Genomic DNA, 16663 nt, shown 5'->3' on the forward strand with positions numbered 1-16663 from the left:
CATGAGCAGCCCCCCGACCGTCGTGGACGACGACGGCAGCGGCCTCGCGAGCTTCCGCCGCAACATCTGGTGGGGCCTCGCGGGGACGGTGGCCTGCGTGCTGGGCTTCGCCGTCGGCGACTGGTTGCTGGACCCGGACGTCCCGGCCGGGCTGCGCGCCCTCACGGGCCTGTCGACGGCGGCGACCATCGTGGCGTGCGGCGTCCTGCTGGCGCGGCGGATCCGGGACGAGGCGCCGTCGACCGGCTGGCTCGTGACCGCGGGGGGTGCCGCGACAGTCGCCGCCGCGGTGCCGCTCGCGCTCGGCGAGTTCGGGATCTGGTCGATCGCGCCCGCTGCCACGATCTCGGTGCTCGTCATGTTCCTGCCCTCCCGCCGGGCCTGGCTGGTGCTCGGCGTCACGCTCGTCCTGCTGCCGGCGGTGGGTCTGCTCACGGCCCTCGGCATGGACGAACCACACCTGGGCCACGCCGCGTGGATGCCCGCCCTGATGGTCGTGGCGTTCGGCCCGGCGATGCTGGGCATGTTGCGCGGCTGGCAGGTCGCTGCCCGCCTCGACGACGCCCGGCGGCTCGCCGGACAGCTCGCCGTGGCCGACGAGCGCCTCCGGTTCGCCGCCGACCTGCACGACATCCAGGGGCACCATCTCCAGGTGATCGCCCTGAAGAGCGAGCTCGCGGCGCGGCTCGCGGAGGCGGACCCCGCGCGGGCCGCCGCTACGATGCGCGAGGTGCAGCAGCTCGCCGGCGACGCCCTGCGCGAGACCCGCTCCCTGGTCCAGGGCTACCGGCGCACCACCCTCGACGCCGAGATCGCCAACGCGTCGAAGGTCCTCACTGCGGCGGGCGTGGAGGTCCTGGCCGACGTCGACGCCGACCTCGCCGCGAGCCTTCCGCAAGGGCCCCGCAGCCTCCTCGGCCTGGTCGTGCGGGAGGCCACCACCAACCTGCTGCGGCACAGCCGGGCCACACGCGCGGCAATGGTCCTGGTGCCCGACGGCGCGGGCGCCCGCCTCCTCATCGACAACGACGGCGTCCGGCCGGCCGAGCTGGACGGCGGGCAGGTGGGTCTCGACGGCGGGCCGGCCGGGCTGGGCAGCGGGTCCGCCGGCGGCGGTGACGGCACAGGCCTGGTGTCCCTCGCGGAACGGCTCGACGCCGTCGGCGGGCACCTCTCGTGGACCAGCGAGGGCGACCGGTTCGTGGTCACGGCTACGGTGACCGGATGATCCGCCTGCTGCTGGCCGACGACGAGGAGCTGCTGCGCGGAGCCCTCTGCTCCCTCCTCGACCTCGAGGACGACCTCCAGGTGGTGGCTCAGGCCGCCACCACCACGCACGCCGTGCGGCTCGCCGAGCAGCACCGGCCCGACGTCGCCGTGCTCGACCTCGAGATGCCGCCCACCGACGGGCTGCACGCGGCCGCGCAGATCCTGGCCCGGGCCGACGGCACGCCGCCCCGCGTCATCATCGTGACGCGGCACGCCCGGCCGGCGGTCCTGCGCCGGGCCCTCGCCGCGGGCGTGAGCGGGTTCGTGCCCAAGTCCACGCCGGCGGCGCGGCTGGCGCAGATCGTGCGCGACGTCGCCGTCGGGCGCCGGTACGTCGACCCGGAGATCGCCGCGTCGGCGCTCACGGAGAACGAGTGCCCGCTCACCGACCGCGAGCTGGAGGTGCTGCGCGAGGCACGCACCGGCGCCCAGGTCGCCGAGATCGCGGCAGCCGTGCACCTCGCGCCCGGGACGGTGCGCAACTACCTGTCGTCGGCGATGGCCAAGCTCGGGGTCGCCACCCGCCACGCCGCGGCGCATCGTGCCTGGGAAGAGGGCTGGATCTAGCGGTCGTTCGCCTCGCGGTCGCCGTCGACGTAGTACCAGCGGCCGCCCTCACGGACGAAGCGGCTGGTCTCGTGCAGGCTGCCGCGAGCGCCGGTGGCCGGGTAGCGGTAGAAGGCGGTGAACTCGACGACGCCGGTGGTGTCGAAAGGGCCGCCGCGTTCGGTGCGGTGGACGTCCAGGCGACGCCACTGCTCGTCGCCCAGCCCGGCGGTGTCCGGCCGGGTAGTGGGCGCCCACGTGGCGAGCAGATAGGCCTCGTCCCCGACCGCGAACGCCGAGTACCGCGAGCGCATCAGCGCCTCGGCGGTCGGGGCGGTGGCGGCGCCGGAGTGGTAGCGCCCGCAGCAGGCGCCGTAGGTGTCACCGGAGAGGCAGGGGCAGCGGTCGTCGTCGTGCACCAGGTGATCTTCGCACTACGCGAAGGTCTCGTGCCCCAGCACCGCCAGGAGGCGGATCTTCTCCTCGGCCTCGCTGCCCGGCTCGGGCGTCAGCACGAGGAGCGCCTGCGACTGGTCCTCGGTGAACAGCGCCTGACAGGCGACGTCGATGCGGCCGAGCTCGGGATGCACCAGCGTCTTGTGCTCCTCGAAGCGGCGGGACACCTCGTGCAGCTCCCACATCCGGACGAACTCCGGGCTCTCCCGCAGCAGGACGCGCAGCATCTCGTCGGCGGGTGAGCCCGGTCCGGCCGCGCCGTGGGCGGCCCGCAGCGAGGCGACCTGGCTGCGGCCCTGCCGCTCGTGGTCCTCCGGCGGGTACACGTTCCTGGAGTCGGGCTCCATGAACCAGCGGTAGACGGAGCTGCGGGCCAGGCCGGTCTCCGGGGGCGTGCCGAAGATCGCCTCGGCGAGCCGGTTCTGCACCAGCGGCTCCCCCAGCCCCGACAGGATGAGCGCGGGGGTGTCCTCGAGCCGGTCCAGCACGCGCAGCAGGGCCGGCGCCACGTGGGACTCGAGCGGCACACGCCGCGGCACCCCGTGGCCGGCGAGCCGGAACATGTAGTCCCGCTCCTCGACGGTCAGGCGCAGGGCGCGGGAGAGCGCCGCGAGCATCTGCTCGGACGGCTGCGGCCCGCGCTGCTGCTCCAGCCGCGCGTAGTAGTCCACGGACATCCCGGTCAGGGCCGCCACCTCCTCGCGGCGCAGTCCCGGTGCCCGACGGCGCGGCCCCGGCACCAGTCCGACGTCGGACGGGCGCAGGGCCTCCCGGCGTCGGCGGAGGAAGTCGGCGAGCGCTGCGCGGTTCATCTGCCTATCGTGCGCCGCGCCGCGCACGGGAGCCAGGGATCGCGGGTCCCTGGTTCACCGGGTCTCTCCCGCCGTCGGTCCGGGCGGCGCACGGTGGAGGCATGAACATCACCGGTAACACCATCTTCGTTCCCGGCGGGACCCGCGGTATCGGCCTCGCCCTCGCGCTGCGGCTCCAGGCCCGCGGCAACACCGTGATCGTCGGCGGGCGCAGCACCGAGACGCTGGACGCCCTCGCCGCCGACCACGGTCTCGCCGTCGTCCGCATCGACACGGACGACGCCGAGTCGATCCGGACGGCCTCCGCCGAGGTGATCGAGCGGTTCCCCGACGTCAACGTGCTGGTGCCCATGGCCGGGATCATGCGGGCCGAGAACTGGCGCACCCCGGGCTTCCTGGCGGACGCCGAGGCGGTCGTCACGACGAACGTGCTCGGCCCGATCCGGCTGATCGCCGCGTTCACCGAGCACCTGCAGTCCCGGCCGGACGCGACGATCCTCACCGTGTCCTCGGGTCTGGCCCACGCCCCGCTGCGGGTCACCCCGACGTACAACGCGAGCAAGGCCGCGATCCACATGCTGTCGGAGTCGATCCGCCTGCAGTTCGCGGGCACGAGCGTGTCCGTCACGGAGCTGGTGCCGCCGTCCGTGCAGACCACGCTCATGCCGGGCCACGACGAGGACCCGCACGCCATGCCGCTGGACGAGTACGCCGACGAGACCGTGAGCCTGCTGGAGGCCCAGCCCGACGCGCACGAGATCCAGGTCGAGCGGGTCAAGTTCCTCCGCTACGGCGAGGTCCGGGGCGACTACGACCAGGTCGTCGACGCCCTGAACGCGTCGGAGCCGATCGCGGCCCCGGCGAGCTAGCCCCCAGGTCTCGACAGGCTCGACCAACGGATCCCGCTGGTCGAGCCTGTCGAGACCACCGCCCGTTGGTCGAGCCTGTCGAGACCTCTGTACTGACAAGACGGGTCTCGACAAGCTCGACGGGGTGGGTCTACCGCCCCGGGACCACCGCGATCACGTCCACGCTCCCCGCCGCGTCAAGTGTCACGTCGCCGGCACCGCCGTCGGCCGCCTCGATGCGATAGTCCCCGAGGAAGCCGCCGAACCGCACCCGGCCCTCGGCGTCGGTGCGCAGCGTGGTGGGCGGCAGCCACCACTCGCCCTTGACGAGCTCGCGCAGCCGGTCGAACGCGGGCTTGCGCGAGCCGTCCTCCCGGAGCAGCCCGCCCGGGGCGTTCAGCCACATGCCCCGGTCGGACAGGCCCCAGTACGTCATCGCCTCGACGCCCGGGTGCGACAGCAGCGTGCGGTAGTGGCGCTCCACCTCGTCGGCCTGGCGCGCCTCTCCCTCGGGCGTCGACGGCCACGACTCGACCTGCCAGTCGTTGAGGTCCTCGATGTGCGCGGGCATCACGTCGCCCGACATGAGCGTCGTCTCCGTGAAGTGGATCGGGATGTTGTACCGGGAGAACCGGTCCAGGATCTCGAGCGTCTTCTCCTCGCCCCAGTAGCCCTGGTGCATATGACTTTGCAAGCCGAGCCGGTCGATCGGGATCCCGGCCTCCAGCACCGCCTCGATGAGGCACTCGTACGCCGTGGACATGTCGAAGTCGTTGAGCAGCAGCGTCGCGCCCGGGTCCACTGCCCGCGCCTCCTCGAACGCCATCCGGATCATCTCGACCCTGCCCTTGCGGCGCGCGAGGGGCGTGATCGCGTTCTCCTCGGCGGTGAACACGGGCATGATCACCACCTCGTTGATCGCGTCCCAGGTGTCGATCACGCCACGGAACGCCCCGACGTCGCGCCGGATGCGCTCCCGCTGCAGCCGCTCCACCTCGGCATCGGGCAGGCCGCGGAGCCAGCCCGGCTGGACCGTGTGCCACACGAGCGGGTGCCCCTTGACGACGACGCCGCGCTCGGCGAACCAGCGCGCCGCGCCGAGCAGCGGCTCCGTCCGCGGCGCCCCGCGCTCGGGCTCGAACGTGCCCCAGTAGAACGGGAGCGTCGTCTGGTTGAAGACGTCGAACCACGCGTCGGCGAGGCGGCCGTCGTACTCCGGGTCCTGCGAGGTGCCGTTCGCCAGGTCGATCAGGTCGAATCCGATGCAGCCGAACAGGAACGCGTGCCGCGTCTGCCGCACGACGACGTCGTGGTCGGCCAGCGGCGCGCCGTCTGTTCCCCGCAGGGTGACGGTGGCCTCGGCGCGGCGGTGCGCCAGGCTCGGGTCGGGTGTGCGCCCTTCGTCGGGCGCCGTGAAGAGAGAGGTCACGCGCCGACCCTAGCGGCGAGCGTCATCGCCGTGGAGTCACCACGAAGACGTCGCCGGCCGGACGGCGAGATGACCATGCACCTGCTGCCAGTTCTCGGCGGATGCCGGCAGCAAGTGCATGGTCATCTCTGGGTCGCGCGTCCGCGCTACGTCGCCGCCGGCTCCTCCACCGCCGGCGCCGCGAACTGGCTGGCGTACAGCCGCGCGTACGCGCCGTCGGCCGCGAGCAGTTCCTCGTGCGAGCCCTGCTCCACGATGTCGCCGTGCTCCATCACGAGGATCACGTCGGCATCGCGGATCGTGGACAGGCGGTGCGCGATGACGAACGACGTCCGGTCCTTGCGCAGCCGGCTCATGGCCTCCTGCACCAGCACCTCGGTGCGGGTGTCCACGGACGACGTCGCCTCGTCGAGCACCAGGATCGCCGGGTCGGCGAGGAACGCCCGTGCGAGGGTGAGGAGCTGCTTCTCGCCGGCCGAGACCGACGAGCCCTCCTCGTCCACGACGGTGTCGTAACCGTCGGGCAGCGTCCGGACGAACGGGTCCACATGGGTGGCCCGGGTGGCGGCGAGGAACTCCTCCTCGCCCACCGTGTCGCCGTCCGGCACGCCGTACCGCAGGTTCTCCTCGATGGTGCCCTTGAAGAGCCAGGTGTCCTGCAGCACCATTCCGACGGACGAGCGCAGGTCGTCGCGCGACATGTCGCGCGTGTCGACGCCGTCCAGCGTGATGCGCCCGCCGTCCACCTCGTAGAAGCGCATGAGGAGGTTGACCAGCGTCGTCTTGCCGGCACCCGTGGGACCGACGATGGCGATGGTCTGGCCCGGTTCCGCGACCAGGTTGAGCCCGGTGATGAGCTGCTGGTCGGGCGTGTACGAGAACGAGACGTCCTCGAACGCGACCCGCCCGCGCACCGGCTCCACCTTCTGCGACTCTGCCGGGTCGGCGGTCTGCTCGGGTGCGTCCAGGAGGTCGAACACCCGCTCCGCGGAGGCGACGCCGGACTGCAGCAGGTTCATCATCGACGCGACCTGCGTGAGCGGCTGCGTGAACTGGCGCGAGTACTGGATGAACGCCTGCACGTCACCCAGCGACAGCGTGCCCGACGCCACGCGGAGCCCACCGATGACCGCCACGATCACGTAGTTCAGGTTCGCGAGGAACCCCATGGCGGGCTGGATGGTGCCCGAGATGAACTGCGCCTTGAAGCTCGCCCCGTACAGCGAGGCGTTCTCCTTGGCGAAGGCCTCGGCGGTGGACTCCTGGTGCCCGTAGACCTTCACGAGCGCGTGACCCGTGAACGACTCCTCGATGTGCGCGTTGAGGCGTCCCGTGGCCGCCCACTGCTCCACGAACTGCGGCTGGCTGCGCTTGGCGATCTGCATGGTCATGACCACGGACAGCGGCACCGTCACCAGCGCGACGAGCGCCAGGATCGGCGAGATCCAGAACATCATGAAGAGCACGCCGACCACGGTGAGCGCCGCCGTGACGAGCTGCGCGAGGGTCTGCGTGGTCGTCTGGGCCACGTTGTCGATGTCGTTGGTGACGCGCGACAGGATCTCGCCGCGCTGCTTGGCGTCCACGTAGGACAGCGGGATGCGGTGCAGCTTCGCCTCCACCTGGTCGCGCAGGTCCCGCATGGTGCGCTGCACGACGCCGGTGGTGATGCGCGCCTGCAGCCAGCCGAACAGGAACGCCCCGACGTACGCCGCGACCACCCAGCCCAACGTCTGAGCCAGCAGCGCGAAGTCGATGCCCTGCCCGGGCACGACGCCGGGGACGCCGGACAGCAGGTCGGCTTGTCGGTCCTGGCCCTGGGCCCGGAGCGCCGCGATCGCCTGCTCGGTGGTCCCGCCCGCGGGCAGCTGCGCCCCCACGAAGCCGGCGAAGATCACGTTCGTCGCGTCGCCGAGGAGCTTGGGGCCCAGCACGGTGAGCGCCACCGAGCCGACCCCGAACACCATGAGGACCACGACGTTCAGCCGTTCGGGCCGCAGCCAGCCGGCGAACCGGCGCAGCGAGCCCTTGAAGTCCATGGGCTTCTGCACGGGCATGCCCATGTTGCCCATCGGCCCGGGTCCCGGGCGCGGGTTGGGCGGGCCGGGTGGCGCCGACGGCGCGGCCTTGGTGGTCTTCTCTTCCCCGCTCACGCTGCCTCCTCCTGTGTCTTGCGGGACACCCGCACCCGGTCGGCAGGCAAGATCGCGGCTTCGCCATTGTCGATCATGCTGCCTCCTCCAGGCTCATCTGGGACGTCACGATCTCCTGGTACGTCGGGTTGTCCGCCAGCAGCTCCGCGTGCGTGCCCCTGCCGACGATGCGGCCGTGGTCGAGCACCAGGATCTGCTCGGCGTCGCGGATGGTCGCGACCCGCTGCGCCACGATGATCGTCGTCGCGTCGCGCGTCTGTGGCCGCAGGGCCGCCCGCAGCCGCGCGTCGGTCGCGTAGTCGAGCGCCGAGAAGCTGTCGTCGAACAGGTAGATCCGCGGTCTGCGGATCACCGCCCGCGCGATCGCCAGCCGCTGCCGCTGCCCGCCGGAGAACGTGGCACCGCCCTGCGCCACCACCGCCTCCAGGCCGCTGCCGTTCTCGTCGTTGCCCAGCGCCTCGACGAAGTCACGGGCCTGCGCCACCTCGAGCGCCGCCCACATCTCCTCCTCGGTGGCGTCGGGCTTGCCGTACCGGAGGTTGTCCGCGACGGTCCCGGTGAACAGGAACGCCTTCTGCGGCACCAGCCCCATGAGCGAGCCCAGGTCGCGCTGCGTGACGTCGCGGACGTCGATCCCGTCGATGCGGACCGTGCCGCCCGTCGCGTCGAACAGACGCGGCACGAGGTTGAGCAGCGTCGACTTGCCCGCGCCCGTCGAGCCGATGATCGCGGTGATCTGGCCCGGCTCGGCGGCGAACGTCAGGTCGTGCAGCACCGGCGCCTCGGCGCCCGGGTAGCGGAACTCGACGTCCTCGAAGGTGACGCGACCGCGCGGGCCTTCGTCCTCGCCGGTCGAGCCTGCCGAGACCTCGCCGTCCGCCTCGCTGGTCGAGCTTGTCGAGACCAATCGCACCGGGTTCTCCGGGTCGACGACCGACGACTTCGTCTCGAGGACCTCCCCGATCCGCTCCGCCGCAACCGCGGCACGCGGGATCATCATGAAGATCATCGTGGACATCATCACGGCCATGAGGATGTACATGAGGTAGCTCAGGAACGCCGTCAGGGAGCCGATCTCCAAGCCTCCCGTCTCGATCTCGCGCGCGCCGAACCACAGCACCGCGACCGAGGACATGTTCATGATGAGCATGACCACGGGAAACGTGAGGGCCATCAGCTGGCCGGCGCGCAGCGAGGTGTCGTACAGCTCCTCGTTCACCACGCCGAACCGTTCCTTCTCGCGGCGTTCCCGCACGAACGCCCGCACGACCCGCAGGCCGGTGATCTGCTCGCGCAGCACGCTGTTGATGGCGTCGATGCGCTTCTGCATCCGCCGGAAGTGCGGGACCATCCGCCACACGATGACGCCCGCCGTCGCGGCCAGCACCGGCACGATGACCAGCAGGAGGCCGGACATCGTGACGTCCTCGGACAGCGCCAGGATCACTCCGCCGACCAGCATGATCGGCGCCATCACCATGATGGTGAAGGTCATGAGCACCGTCATCTGGACCTGCTGCACGTCGTTGGTGCCGCGCGTGATGAGGGTCGGCGCGCCGAACTGCGCCATCTCCCGCGCAGAGAACGTCTGCACGGTGTGGAACAGGTCGCGTCGCATGTCCCGGCCGAACGCCGTGGCGACCTGCGCACCGAAGTAGACGGCGACGACCGAGGCAACGACCTGACCCAGCGACACGACGAGCATCCAGCCGCCGGTGCGCCAGATGTGGCCGATGTCGCCGACCACCACGCCGTCGTCGATGATGTCTGCGTTCAAGCTGGGCAGATAGAGCGCCGCGAGCGTCTGCACCAGCTGCAGGACGAGCACCGCTACCACCGCCCAGCGATACGGGCCCAAGTACTTTCGGGCAAGCGTGACAAGCATTAAATGCAGTTCCCTTCGAGGCTGGGGGCTGGAGAACCAGGGGTGAGGGCGCCCGGTGCCGCAGTACTGGAGGCTGCTGCGTCCGGGCGTTCAGGGCCAGACTTTTTCGCTGGCTCGTTCGGTGGACCGGCGAGGCCGTTCACGAGGGCGTCGGCCAGGACGTCGGCGGGGATCGTCGGCAACAGGTTGTCGAACCGCATGTGCGCGCCCGCGATGGCCGACTCGATGAGCGAGATCGCCACGTCGACAGGGACGCGCAGTCGGTGCAGGTCGGGCGCCAGGACTGCCGTGATGCCCGCGACGGTGGCCTCGTGCTGGCTCAGGCGCTGGGCCATGAACTTGTCACGGAACGCGGTCATCCGCTGGCGCGAGGTGTCATCGTCGACCGGGGGCAGGGCTGCCTGCAGGTGACGCAGCACGGACATCCACCGCATGACCTCGGCAGCGCGGCCGCGACCCGTCTCGATCACGAGCTCCAGCCGCCGCTCCAGCGGGAGTGCCGAGTCGATGGCGGTGAGCTCGGCGAGCGCCTGCTCAGGCCCGGCCGCGCGGTGCAGCCCTTCGACCGCTACCGCCCCGACCAGCGCCGTCTTGTCGCCGAACGCCCGGAACAGGGTGCCCTCCGCGACGCCGGCCGCCTGCGCCAGCTCGCGGGACGTGACGTCGTTGCCGCGCTCTGCGACGAGCGGGAGCACCGAGTCGATGATGGCCGCCTTGCGGTCCTCCGGCGCCATCGGGGCTGCCCGCCGTCGTGCGTTGTCCATGCCTCGACGCTAAATGAGTGAGCACTCACTCCGCAACTCGTTATCCGGGGAGCGTAAGAGCGACGAAGTAGAGCGCCTGTCCGACTCTCCCCCGTGACACCAGGGAGAGCGGACAGGCGCTCTACTTCGTCGCTTTGCTCAGGCTCAGCCGGCCGGCGGGGCCGGCGGGGCCGGGGGCACCGGCGGAGGCGGCGTCGTGCCACCGGCAGGTCGCTGCCCGCGCTCGTGGCTCGGGTCGAACGGCTCGCCCGACCGGGTGCCGGCGCTCGTCGCGTCGGCCACGGCGGCCTCCGCCTGGCGCTGCGCCTCGGCGAGGGCCTCGCTCGGGTCCTGCAGGAGCGGCTTGTCGAGGACCGGCGCCGCGGTCGGGCGCGGGCCGTCGGACGGGCTGCCACCGCCAGGAGGCGTCGGGATACCCGGCGTGCCCGGCGTGCCGCCGAAGCCCTGGGCGATGCTGCCCAGCGCCGCGGTGAACTCGGTGGGGATGACCCAGGTCGTGTTCGACGTGCCCTGCGCGATCTTCGGCAGCATCTGCAGGTACTGGTAGGCCAGCAGCTTGGAGTCCGCGTCGCCCTGGTGGATGGCGTCGAAGACCTGGAGGATCGCGCGCGACTCACCCTCGGCCCGCAGGATCTGCGACTGGGCGGCACCCTCGGCGGTCAGGATCGCCGACTGCTTCTCACCCTCGGCGGTCAGGATCGCGGACTGCTTGATGCCCTCCGCGGTCAGGATCGCGGCACGGCGGTCGCGCTCGGCGCGCATCTGCTGCTCCATGGCGCCCTGGATCGAGGGCGGCGGCTCGATGGACTTGAGCTCGACACGGTTGACGCGGATACCCCAGCGCCCGGTCGCCTCGTCGAGCACACCACGGAGCTGGCCGTTGATCTGGTCACGGCTGGTGAGCGTCTGCTCGAGGTCCATCGAACCGATGACGTTACGCAGCGTCGTGACGGTCAGCTGCTCGATCGCCGTGATGTAGTTCGCGATCTCGTAGACCGCGGACTTGGCGTCCGTCACCTGGAAGTAGATGACGGTGTCGATCTCGACGACCAGGTTGTCGCTGGTGATCACCGGCTGGGGCGGGAACGACACGACCTGCTCACGCAGGTCGACGCCGGCGCGGACCCGGTCGACGAACGGCACCAGCACGTGCAGGCCGGGGTCGAGCGTCTTCGAGTACCGGCCGAGGCGCTCGACCACGAGCGCCACCGACTGAGGAACGATCCGCACCGCACGGATCACCGCAACGATGCCGACGATCACGACCAGGGCAATGATCAGATAGAGCAGGACTTGCCCGAATTCTGCCACGACGTCTCCTTACGCGGGCACCTAGGCCCGCACGGACTGTTTCAAGCTTCTGACTTGGGACTGCTTCACGCTGGGACCACAACACGCTGGGACTGCAACAACGAGGGTCGCGCCTGGCGCCAGGCGCCAGGCGGTCAAGCGGCTATGCCGGCTCGACGACGGCGGTCGCGCCGTCGATCTGGACCACACGAACGCTAGTGCCGGCAGCCAGCAGAGGCGAGCCGGGTACGGCTCGCGCGCTCCACACCTCGCCGCTGAGCTTGATCAGCCCCGACGCGGTGCTGACCTCCTGGACGACCGACGCGGTGCGCCCCACGTTCGCCTCGGCGTTGGTGGGCGCCTTCGGCGTGCTGTTGCGCAGGTGACGAATGAGCGTGGGCCGCAGCGTCACGAGCAGCACCACGGATGCCACGACGAAGACGATCGCCTGCACCCACAGCGGAGCACCGGACGCGTTCGCCACCCCTGCGGCCAGCGCGCCGCCCGCGAACATGATGAAGACGAAATCCAGTGACAAGAGTTCGATCAACGCGAATATCAGCGCTGCGCCTACCCACCACAACCAGGCCATGGGTGCTCCCTCCGAGCTTCCACTCCGGCTGGTGACCGGTCGTCGGCGGAACCTCTCCGCCGACGGGTCCTCGCGGTGAATCTACCGCCACCTCGGACCTTTGCCCGGACTTTACCAAGGTCCACTGACACTGCGGTAGCAAAACCAGTGTTTCAACTTGGTTTCTTTGTTGCGCTGAATATTTCAGCGTCGACGACGCCGACGCGCATTGATCGCGCAGGGTTCTACGCAGGATGAGCGGCCGGATCAGCCGGCCGGATCGGACCGCGGCTCAGCGGGCCGCGCGAGCGAGCCAGCGCCCGCCGCCGTGGGCCACGATGAGCGGGAGCCCGAACGCCGCCGAGAGGTTGTCCGCGGTGAGGACCTCCTCGATCGGGCCGGCCGCCTGGATGCCCGCCTTCTTCATCAGCAGCAGGTGCGTGAAGCCCGGCGGGATCTCCTCGACGTGGTGCGTCACGTGGACGAGCACCGGTGACAGCCGGTCGTTCGCGAGCTCGGACAGCGCAGCCACCAGCTCCTCGCGGCCGCCCAGGTCGAGACCGGCCCCGGGCTCGTCGAGCAGCAGCAGCTCCGGGTCGGTCATGAGGGCTCGGGCGATCTGCACGCGCTTGCGCTCGCCCTCCGACAGGGTGCCGTAGGTGCGGTCGGCGAGGTGGTCGACGTCGAACAGCGCCAGCAGGTCCTTCGCGCGCTGCTCGTCGAGCTCGTCGTAGGTCTCGTGCCAGCGGCCGGTCACGCCGTAGGCGGCGGTCAGCACGACGTCGCGCACCGTCTCCGCCGTCGGGAGGCGCTCGGCGAGCGCCGCGCTCGAGATACCGATCCGCGGGCGGAGCTCGAACACGTCGACCCTGCCGAGGGTCGAGTCGAGGACCTTCGCCGTACCCGACGTCGGGTGGAGGCGCGCCGCGACGATCTGGAGGAGAGTTGTCTTGCCCGCACCGTTCGGGCCGAGCACGATCCACCGTTCTCCTTCGTTCACCTGCCAGTCCACGGAATCGAGGATGGTCGAGGTGCCGCGACGGACGGTGACGCCCGTGAGTTGGAGAACCGAGCTCATGGGCACCGACGATACCCGAGGAGTAGTCATTTACAGTTCTGCGGTGGACACCGATCAGGACCTCCCCCGGAGCGTGCTGCTCGCCCTGTGGCTGCAGGGCATAGGCGACACCTCGGACGCTGTGAAGTCCGTGGTGGGCGACGACGAGCCGCACACCGTGGAGGGGCTACCCGGCTTTGCCGATGGCACCGACCTCGACACGCTCTTCACCGCCTGGACGACGGGGCCGCGCGAGGTCTGCGCGCTGCTGCCCGCGCCCGGCGACCCGGCGGGCGTGCCCGCGGTCGCCAACCTCGAGGCCACGGAGGCCGGGGAGTGCGTGGTGGTCACGACGCCGGACGGGAGCTGGGCCGCGGTGCCGAAGGTCCAGGCGTTCGGCAGCCACATCGAGCCAGGGCACATGGTGACGTGGCAGGTGCTGGAGGTCCCCGCGTGGACCACCCTGGTGCTCGGCGCCGTCGGCTCGGTCGCCGACGCCGAGCGCGAGCTCCGCACGAGCCTGATGACGGCCACCGACGCGCTCGACCAGCTCGACGTCGCCCGCTGGCGCGACGACGCCGCCGACGCCATCGAGCGGATCCGGTCCGCCAGCACGTCGTCGTGGCCGGTGCCGCACCTGGACGGGCGGCGTGCCCGCGTGCTGGACCTGGCCAGCCGCCTGCGCGCCATCGTCGCCCTGGGCACGGTGGACGACGGCGGCGCGGTGAACGTCTTCCAGGTCGACCAGCGGTCCACGGCGCTGCGCGAGGTCGACCGCACGGCCCGCCACGCGATGAGCGCGGCCACCTACGGCGAGGTCCGCTGAACCGCCGCTGCTCGCCGCGGTCAGCCGCTCAGGCCCGTCCGAGCACCTGCCGGTAGACCTCCATCGTGCGCTCGCCGATCGCCGACCAGGTGAAGTGCTCCTCGGCCCGGCGGCGCCCGGCGGCCCCCATCGCCGCTGCCGCCTCCGGGTCGGTCGCGACGCGGGTCAGCGCCCCCGCGAGGTCGGCGACGAAGCGGTCGGGGTCGAGCGGCGTGCCCGTCCCGTCGTCGGACTGGTCGATGGGGACCAGCAGGCCGGTGACGCCGTCGTCGACCACCTCGGGGATGCCGCCCGTGGCCGTGCCGACCACGGGCAGGCCCACAGCCATGGCCTCCAGGTTCACGATGCCGAGCGGCTCGTAGACGCTCGGGCAGACGAAGACCGTGCAGGCCGCCAGGACCGCGATCAGGTCGGGGCGCGGCAGCATCTCCTCGATCCAGACGACGCCGGTCCGGGACTCACGCAGGCGTTCGACCAGGCGCAGCACCTCGGCCATGATCTCCGGGGTGTCGGGTGCGCCCGCGCAGAGCACCAGCTGCACCTCCGGGGGCAGCTCGGCGGCGGCGCGCAGCAGGTACGGCAGACCCTTCTGCCGGGTGATGCGGCCGACGAAGACGACGGCGGGCCGGTCGGGGTCGATCCCGTGGCGGCGTACGGTCGCCGCGGCGGCGGCCTGCGCGGCGTCGTCGTCCGCGGCGGGACGGCGCCAGCCCGACAGGTCGATGCCGTTGTGCACCACGTGCACGCGCTCCGGGTCGAGCTCGGGGTAGACGCGCAGGATGTCGGCCCGCATGCCCGCCGACACCGCGATGACGCCCGCCGCACCCAGGTACGCGGTGCGCTCGGCCCACGACGAGAGGGCGTAGCCGCCGCCGAGCTGCTCGGCCTTCCAGGGGCGCAGCGGCTCCAGGGAGTGTGCGGTGACCACGTGCGGCACGCCGTGCAGCAGCCCGCCCAGGTGGCCCGCCATGTTGGCGTACCAGGTGTGGGAGTGGACCAGGTCGGCGCCCGCGACGTCGTCGGCCATGACGAGGTCCGTGCCGAGGGTGGCCAGCGCGGGGTTCGCGCCCGCGAGCGCCTTCGGGGTCACGTACCCGGTGACGCCGGACGCCTCGGTCGCGGCGTCGCGCGGGCCGTCGAAGCAGCGCACCCGCACGTCGGCGTGCTGCGCGAGCACCGTGGCGAGCTCGGCCACGTGGACGCCCGCACCGCCATAGACGTGCGGCGGGAACTCGCGGGTCAGCAGGTCGACCCGGAGGCTGTCGGCGGGCCGCTGCGCGGTGCGGGGCGCGGGGCCCGTGGCGGGTACGGAACGGGGGGCGAAGCCTGGGGCGGCAGCGACGTCGGACATCTTGCCAACCTAGCGTGCGCGAAGTCTCAGCGTGCCATCTGACGGACCAGCGCAAAAGGGCCTAATGTCACCCGTATGGCTTCCGCTCCTCGCGTCCTAGCGATCGTCCTCGCCGGCGGCGAGGGAAAGCGGCTCATGCCGCTGACCGCCGCCCGCGCCAAGCCCGCAGTGCCCTTCGGCGGCATCTACCGTCTGGTGGACTTCGCTCTCTCCAACATCGTCAACTCGCGTTACCTGCACGTCGTCGTGCTGACGCAGTACAAGTCCCACTCCCTGGACCGCCACATCTCCAAGACGTGGCGCATGTCGCCGCTGCTGGGGAACTTCGTGGCGCCCGTCCCCGCGCAGCAGCGCGTGGGCAAGCACTGGTATCTCGGCAGCGCCGACGCGATCTACCAGTGCCTCAACATCATCGATGACGAGCGGCCCGACATCGTGGTCGTGGTCGGCGCCGACCACGTCTACCGCATGGACTTCTCCCAGATGGTGGACGCGCACATCGAGTCCGGGGCGCGGGCGTCGGTCGCCGCGATCCGGCAGCCGATCGGCATGGCCGACCAGTTCGGCGTCATCGACGTCGACCCTGCCGACCCCACGAAAATCCGCGAGTTCCTGGAGAAGCCGACCGATCCGACGGGGTTGCCCGACTCCCCCGGCGAGATCCTCGCCTCGATGGGCAACTACGTGTTCGACGCCGATGCGCTGGTCGAGGCCGTCACGAAGGACGCGGCGAACCCGGACTCGCGGCACGACATGGGCGGCGACATCATCCCGGCGTTCGTCGCGCAGGGCGAGGCCGGCGTGTACGACTTCATCCGCAACGACGTGCCCGGATCCACCGACCGGGACCGCGGCTACTGGCGTGACGTCGGCACCATCGACTCCTATTACGACGCCCACGTCGACCTCATCGCCGTGCACCCGATCTTCAACCTCTACAACTACGACTGGCCGCTGTACACGGGCTACACCGGCCTGCCGCCGGCGAAGTTCGTGCACGCCGGTCCGGGGCGCATGGGGCACGCGGCGGACTCGATCGTCTCGCCGGGCGTGCTGATCTCGGGTGCGCAGGCCGCGGGGTCGGTGCTCTCGCCGGGCGTGCACCTGCACTCGTACTCGAACGTGTCGAACTCCGTGCTGATGGACGACGTCCAGGTGCACCGGTACGCGCACGTGCACCGGGCGATCGTCGACAAGAACGTCATCGTCAACGAGCGGGCCCGGATCGGCGTCGACCACGACGAGGACCGCGCGCGGGGCTTCACGGTCACGGAGTCGGGCCTGACGGTGGTCCCAAAGGGCACGGTCGTCGACTGACCCGGCGCCGGCGCCCCGTCGTGAGGCGTCGAACGTAGGGGTGGTCGCTGTCTGGAGGTCCGGACGGCGACCACTCCTACGTTCGGCGC

General features: G+C 71.3%; 15 protein-coding genes. 5 read left to right on the top strand and 10 right to left on the bottom strand.

Annotated features, from left to right (window positions below; translation table 11 throughout):
- Position 1 precedes the first annotated feature (1 nt).
- Positions 2-1228 carry a sensor histidine kinase gene (locus tag ACFO6V_RS02605; protein WP_377131882.1) on the top strand — a complete coding sequence of 409 codons (1227 nt, stop codon included), beginning with the start codon at positions 2-4 and terminating at the stop codon, positions 1226-1228.
- On the top strand, positions 1225-1836 hold the full coding sequence (locus tag ACFO6V_RS02610) for a response regulator transcription factor (protein ID WP_377131884.1): 612 nt from the start codon (positions 1225-1227) through the stop codon (positions 1834-1836). Before ACFO6V_RS02605 ends, ACFO6V_RS02610 begins: the two co-directional genes overlap by 4 nt.
- On the opposite strand, the gene ACFO6V_RS02615 is transcribed toward ACFO6V_RS02610, so the two are convergent.
- Entirely contained in the window at positions 1833-2234 is a 402-nt protein-coding gene (locus ACFO6V_RS02615; RefSeq protein WP_377131886.1) for a YchJ family protein, read from the bottom strand. The two genes, ACFO6V_RS02610 and ACFO6V_RS02615, sit on opposite strands and share 4 nt — an antisense overlap.
- A 15-nt stretch (positions 2235-2249) precedes the next feature.
- The gene (locus ACFO6V_RS02620) at positions 2250-3083 is read right to left on the bottom strand and encodes a helix-turn-helix transcriptional regulator (protein ID WP_377131888.1); all 834 of its coding nucleotides are present in this window, start codon (positions 3081-3083) and stop codon (positions 2250-2252) included.
- Between the two features lie 101 nt (positions 3084-3184).
- Here ACFO6V_RS02620 and ACFO6V_RS02625 point away from each other — a divergent pair, with 101 nt between their 5' ends.
- Positions 3185-3952: an SDR family oxidoreductase gene (locus tag ACFO6V_RS02625; RefSeq protein ID WP_377131890.1), complete on the top strand. Its 768-nt coding sequence runs from the start codon at positions 3185-3187 to the stop codon at positions 3950-3952.
- Between the two features lie 130 nt (positions 3953-4082).
- Here ACFO6V_RS02625 and ACFO6V_RS02630 read toward each other — a convergent pair whose 3' ends face one another.
- The 7 genes from ACFO6V_RS02630 to ACFO6V_RS02660 form a co-directional block, all read right to left on the bottom strand.
- Positions 4083-5360, bottom strand: coding sequence for an endo-1,4-beta-xylanase (locus tag ACFO6V_RS02630; protein ID WP_377131892.1), 1278 nt, complete (start codon positions 5358-5360; stop codon positions 4083-4085).
- A 146-nt stretch (positions 5361-5506) separates the two neighbouring features.
- Complete coding sequence (locus ACFO6V_RS02635) at positions 5507-7432, bottom strand: ABC transporter ATP-binding protein (protein ID WP_377132144.1); 1926 nt, start codon at positions 7430-7432, stop codon at positions 5507-5509.
- Between the two features lie 154 nt (positions 7433-7586).
- A complete protein-coding gene (locus tag ACFO6V_RS02640) occupies positions 7587-9398 on the bottom strand; it encodes an ABC transporter ATP-binding protein (RefSeq protein WP_377131894.1) in 1812 nt (603 codons plus the stop codon).
- Positions 9398-10162 (bottom strand): TetR/AcrR family transcriptional regulator, encoded by a 765-nt coding sequence (locus ACFO6V_RS02645; protein ID WP_377131896.1) that lies wholly within the window; start codon positions 10160-10162, stop codon positions 9398-9400. Before ACFO6V_RS02645 ends, ACFO6V_RS02640 begins: the two co-directional genes overlap by 1 nt.
- 144 nt (positions 10163-10306) lie before the next feature.
- On the bottom strand, positions 10307-11473 hold the full coding sequence (locus tag ACFO6V_RS02650; RefSeq protein ID WP_377131898.1) for an SPFH domain-containing protein: 1167 nt from the start codon (positions 11471-11473) through the stop codon (positions 10307-10309).
- Between the two features lie 142 nt (positions 11474-11615).
- On the bottom strand, positions 11616-12044 hold the full coding sequence (locus ACFO6V_RS02655; RefSeq protein WP_377131900.1) for an NfeD family protein: 429 nt from the start codon (positions 12042-12044) through the stop codon (positions 11616-11618).
- Between the two features lie 271 nt (positions 12045-12315).
- The gene (locus tag ACFO6V_RS02660; protein WP_377131902.1) at positions 12316-13101 is read right to left on the bottom strand and encodes an ABC transporter ATP-binding protein; all 786 of its coding nucleotides are present in this window, start codon (positions 13099-13101) and stop codon (positions 12316-12318) included.
- A gap of 43 nt (positions 13102-13144) precedes the next feature.
- On the opposite strand from ACFO6V_RS02660, the gene ACFO6V_RS02665 reads away from it, so the two are divergent.
- Complete coding sequence (locus tag ACFO6V_RS02665; RefSeq protein ID WP_377131904.1) at positions 13145-13906, top strand: hypothetical protein; 762 nt, start codon at positions 13145-13147, stop codon at positions 13904-13906.
- Between the two features lie 28 nt (positions 13907-13934).
- On the opposite strand, the gene glgA is transcribed toward ACFO6V_RS02665, so the two are convergent.
- The gene (gene glgA / locus ACFO6V_RS02670) at positions 13935-15257 is read right to left on the bottom strand and encodes a glycogen synthase (protein ID WP_377131906.1); all 1323 of its coding nucleotides are present in this window, start codon (positions 15255-15257) and stop codon (positions 13935-13937) included.
- Positions 15258-15332: 75 nt separating this feature from the next.
- Here glgA and glgC point away from each other — a divergent pair, with 75 nt between their 5' ends.
- Positions 15333-16574, top strand: coding sequence for a glucose-1-phosphate adenylyltransferase (gene glgC, locus ACFO6V_RS02675; protein WP_377131908.1), 1242 nt, complete (start codon positions 15333-15335; stop codon positions 16572-16574).
- Positions 16575-16663 lie beyond the last annotated feature (89 nt).

Source organism: Promicromonospora alba (genome assembly GCF_042654905.1).
In the GTDB taxonomy this organism is placed as follows: Bacteria; Actinomycetota; Actinomycetes; order Actinomycetales; family Cellulomonadaceae; genus Promicromonospora; species Promicromonospora alba.

Coding starts and splice junctions, on each gene's coding strand:
- ACFO6V_RS02605 (WP_377131882.1), top strand. CDS start 2: ATGAGCAGCCCCCCGACCGTCGTGGACGACGACGGCAGCGGCCTCGCG.
- glgA (WP_377131906.1), bottom strand. CDS start 15,257: ATGTCCGACGTCGCTGCCGCCCCAGGCTTCGCCCCCCGTTCCGTACCC.
- ACFO6V_RS02635 (WP_377132144.1), bottom strand. CDS start 7,432: ATGGGCAACATGGGCATGCCCGTGCAGAAGCCCATGGACTTCAAGGGC.
- ACFO6V_RS02640 (WP_377131894.1), bottom strand. CDS start 9,398: ATGCTTGTCACGCTTGCCCGAAAGTACTTGGGCCCGTATCGCTGGGCG.
- ACFO6V_RS02645 (WP_377131896.1), bottom strand. CDS start 10,162: ATGGACAACGCACGACGGCGGGCAGCCCCGATGGCGCCGGAGGACCGC.
- ACFO6V_RS02655 (WP_377131900.1), bottom strand. CDS start 12,044: ATGGCCTGGTTGTGGTGGGTAGGCGCAGCGCTGATATTCGCGTTGATC.
- ACFO6V_RS02620 (WP_377131888.1), bottom strand. CDS start 3,083: ATGAACCGCGCAGCGCTCGCCGACTTCCTCCGCCGACGCCGGGAGGCC.
- glgC (WP_377131908.1), top strand. CDS start 15,333: ATGGCTTCCGCTCCTCGCGTCCTAGCGATCGTCCTCGCCGGCGGCGAG.
- ACFO6V_RS02610 (WP_377131884.1), top strand. CDS start 1,225: ATGATCCGCCTGCTGCTGGCCGACGACGAGGAGCTGCTGCGCGGAGCC.
- ACFO6V_RS02660 (WP_377131902.1), bottom strand. CDS start 13,101: ATGAGCTCGGTTCTCCAACTCACGGGCGTCACCGTCCGTCGCGGCACC.
- ACFO6V_RS02625 (WP_377131890.1), top strand. CDS start 3,185: ATGAACATCACCGGTAACACCATCTTCGTTCCCGGCGGGACCCGCGGT.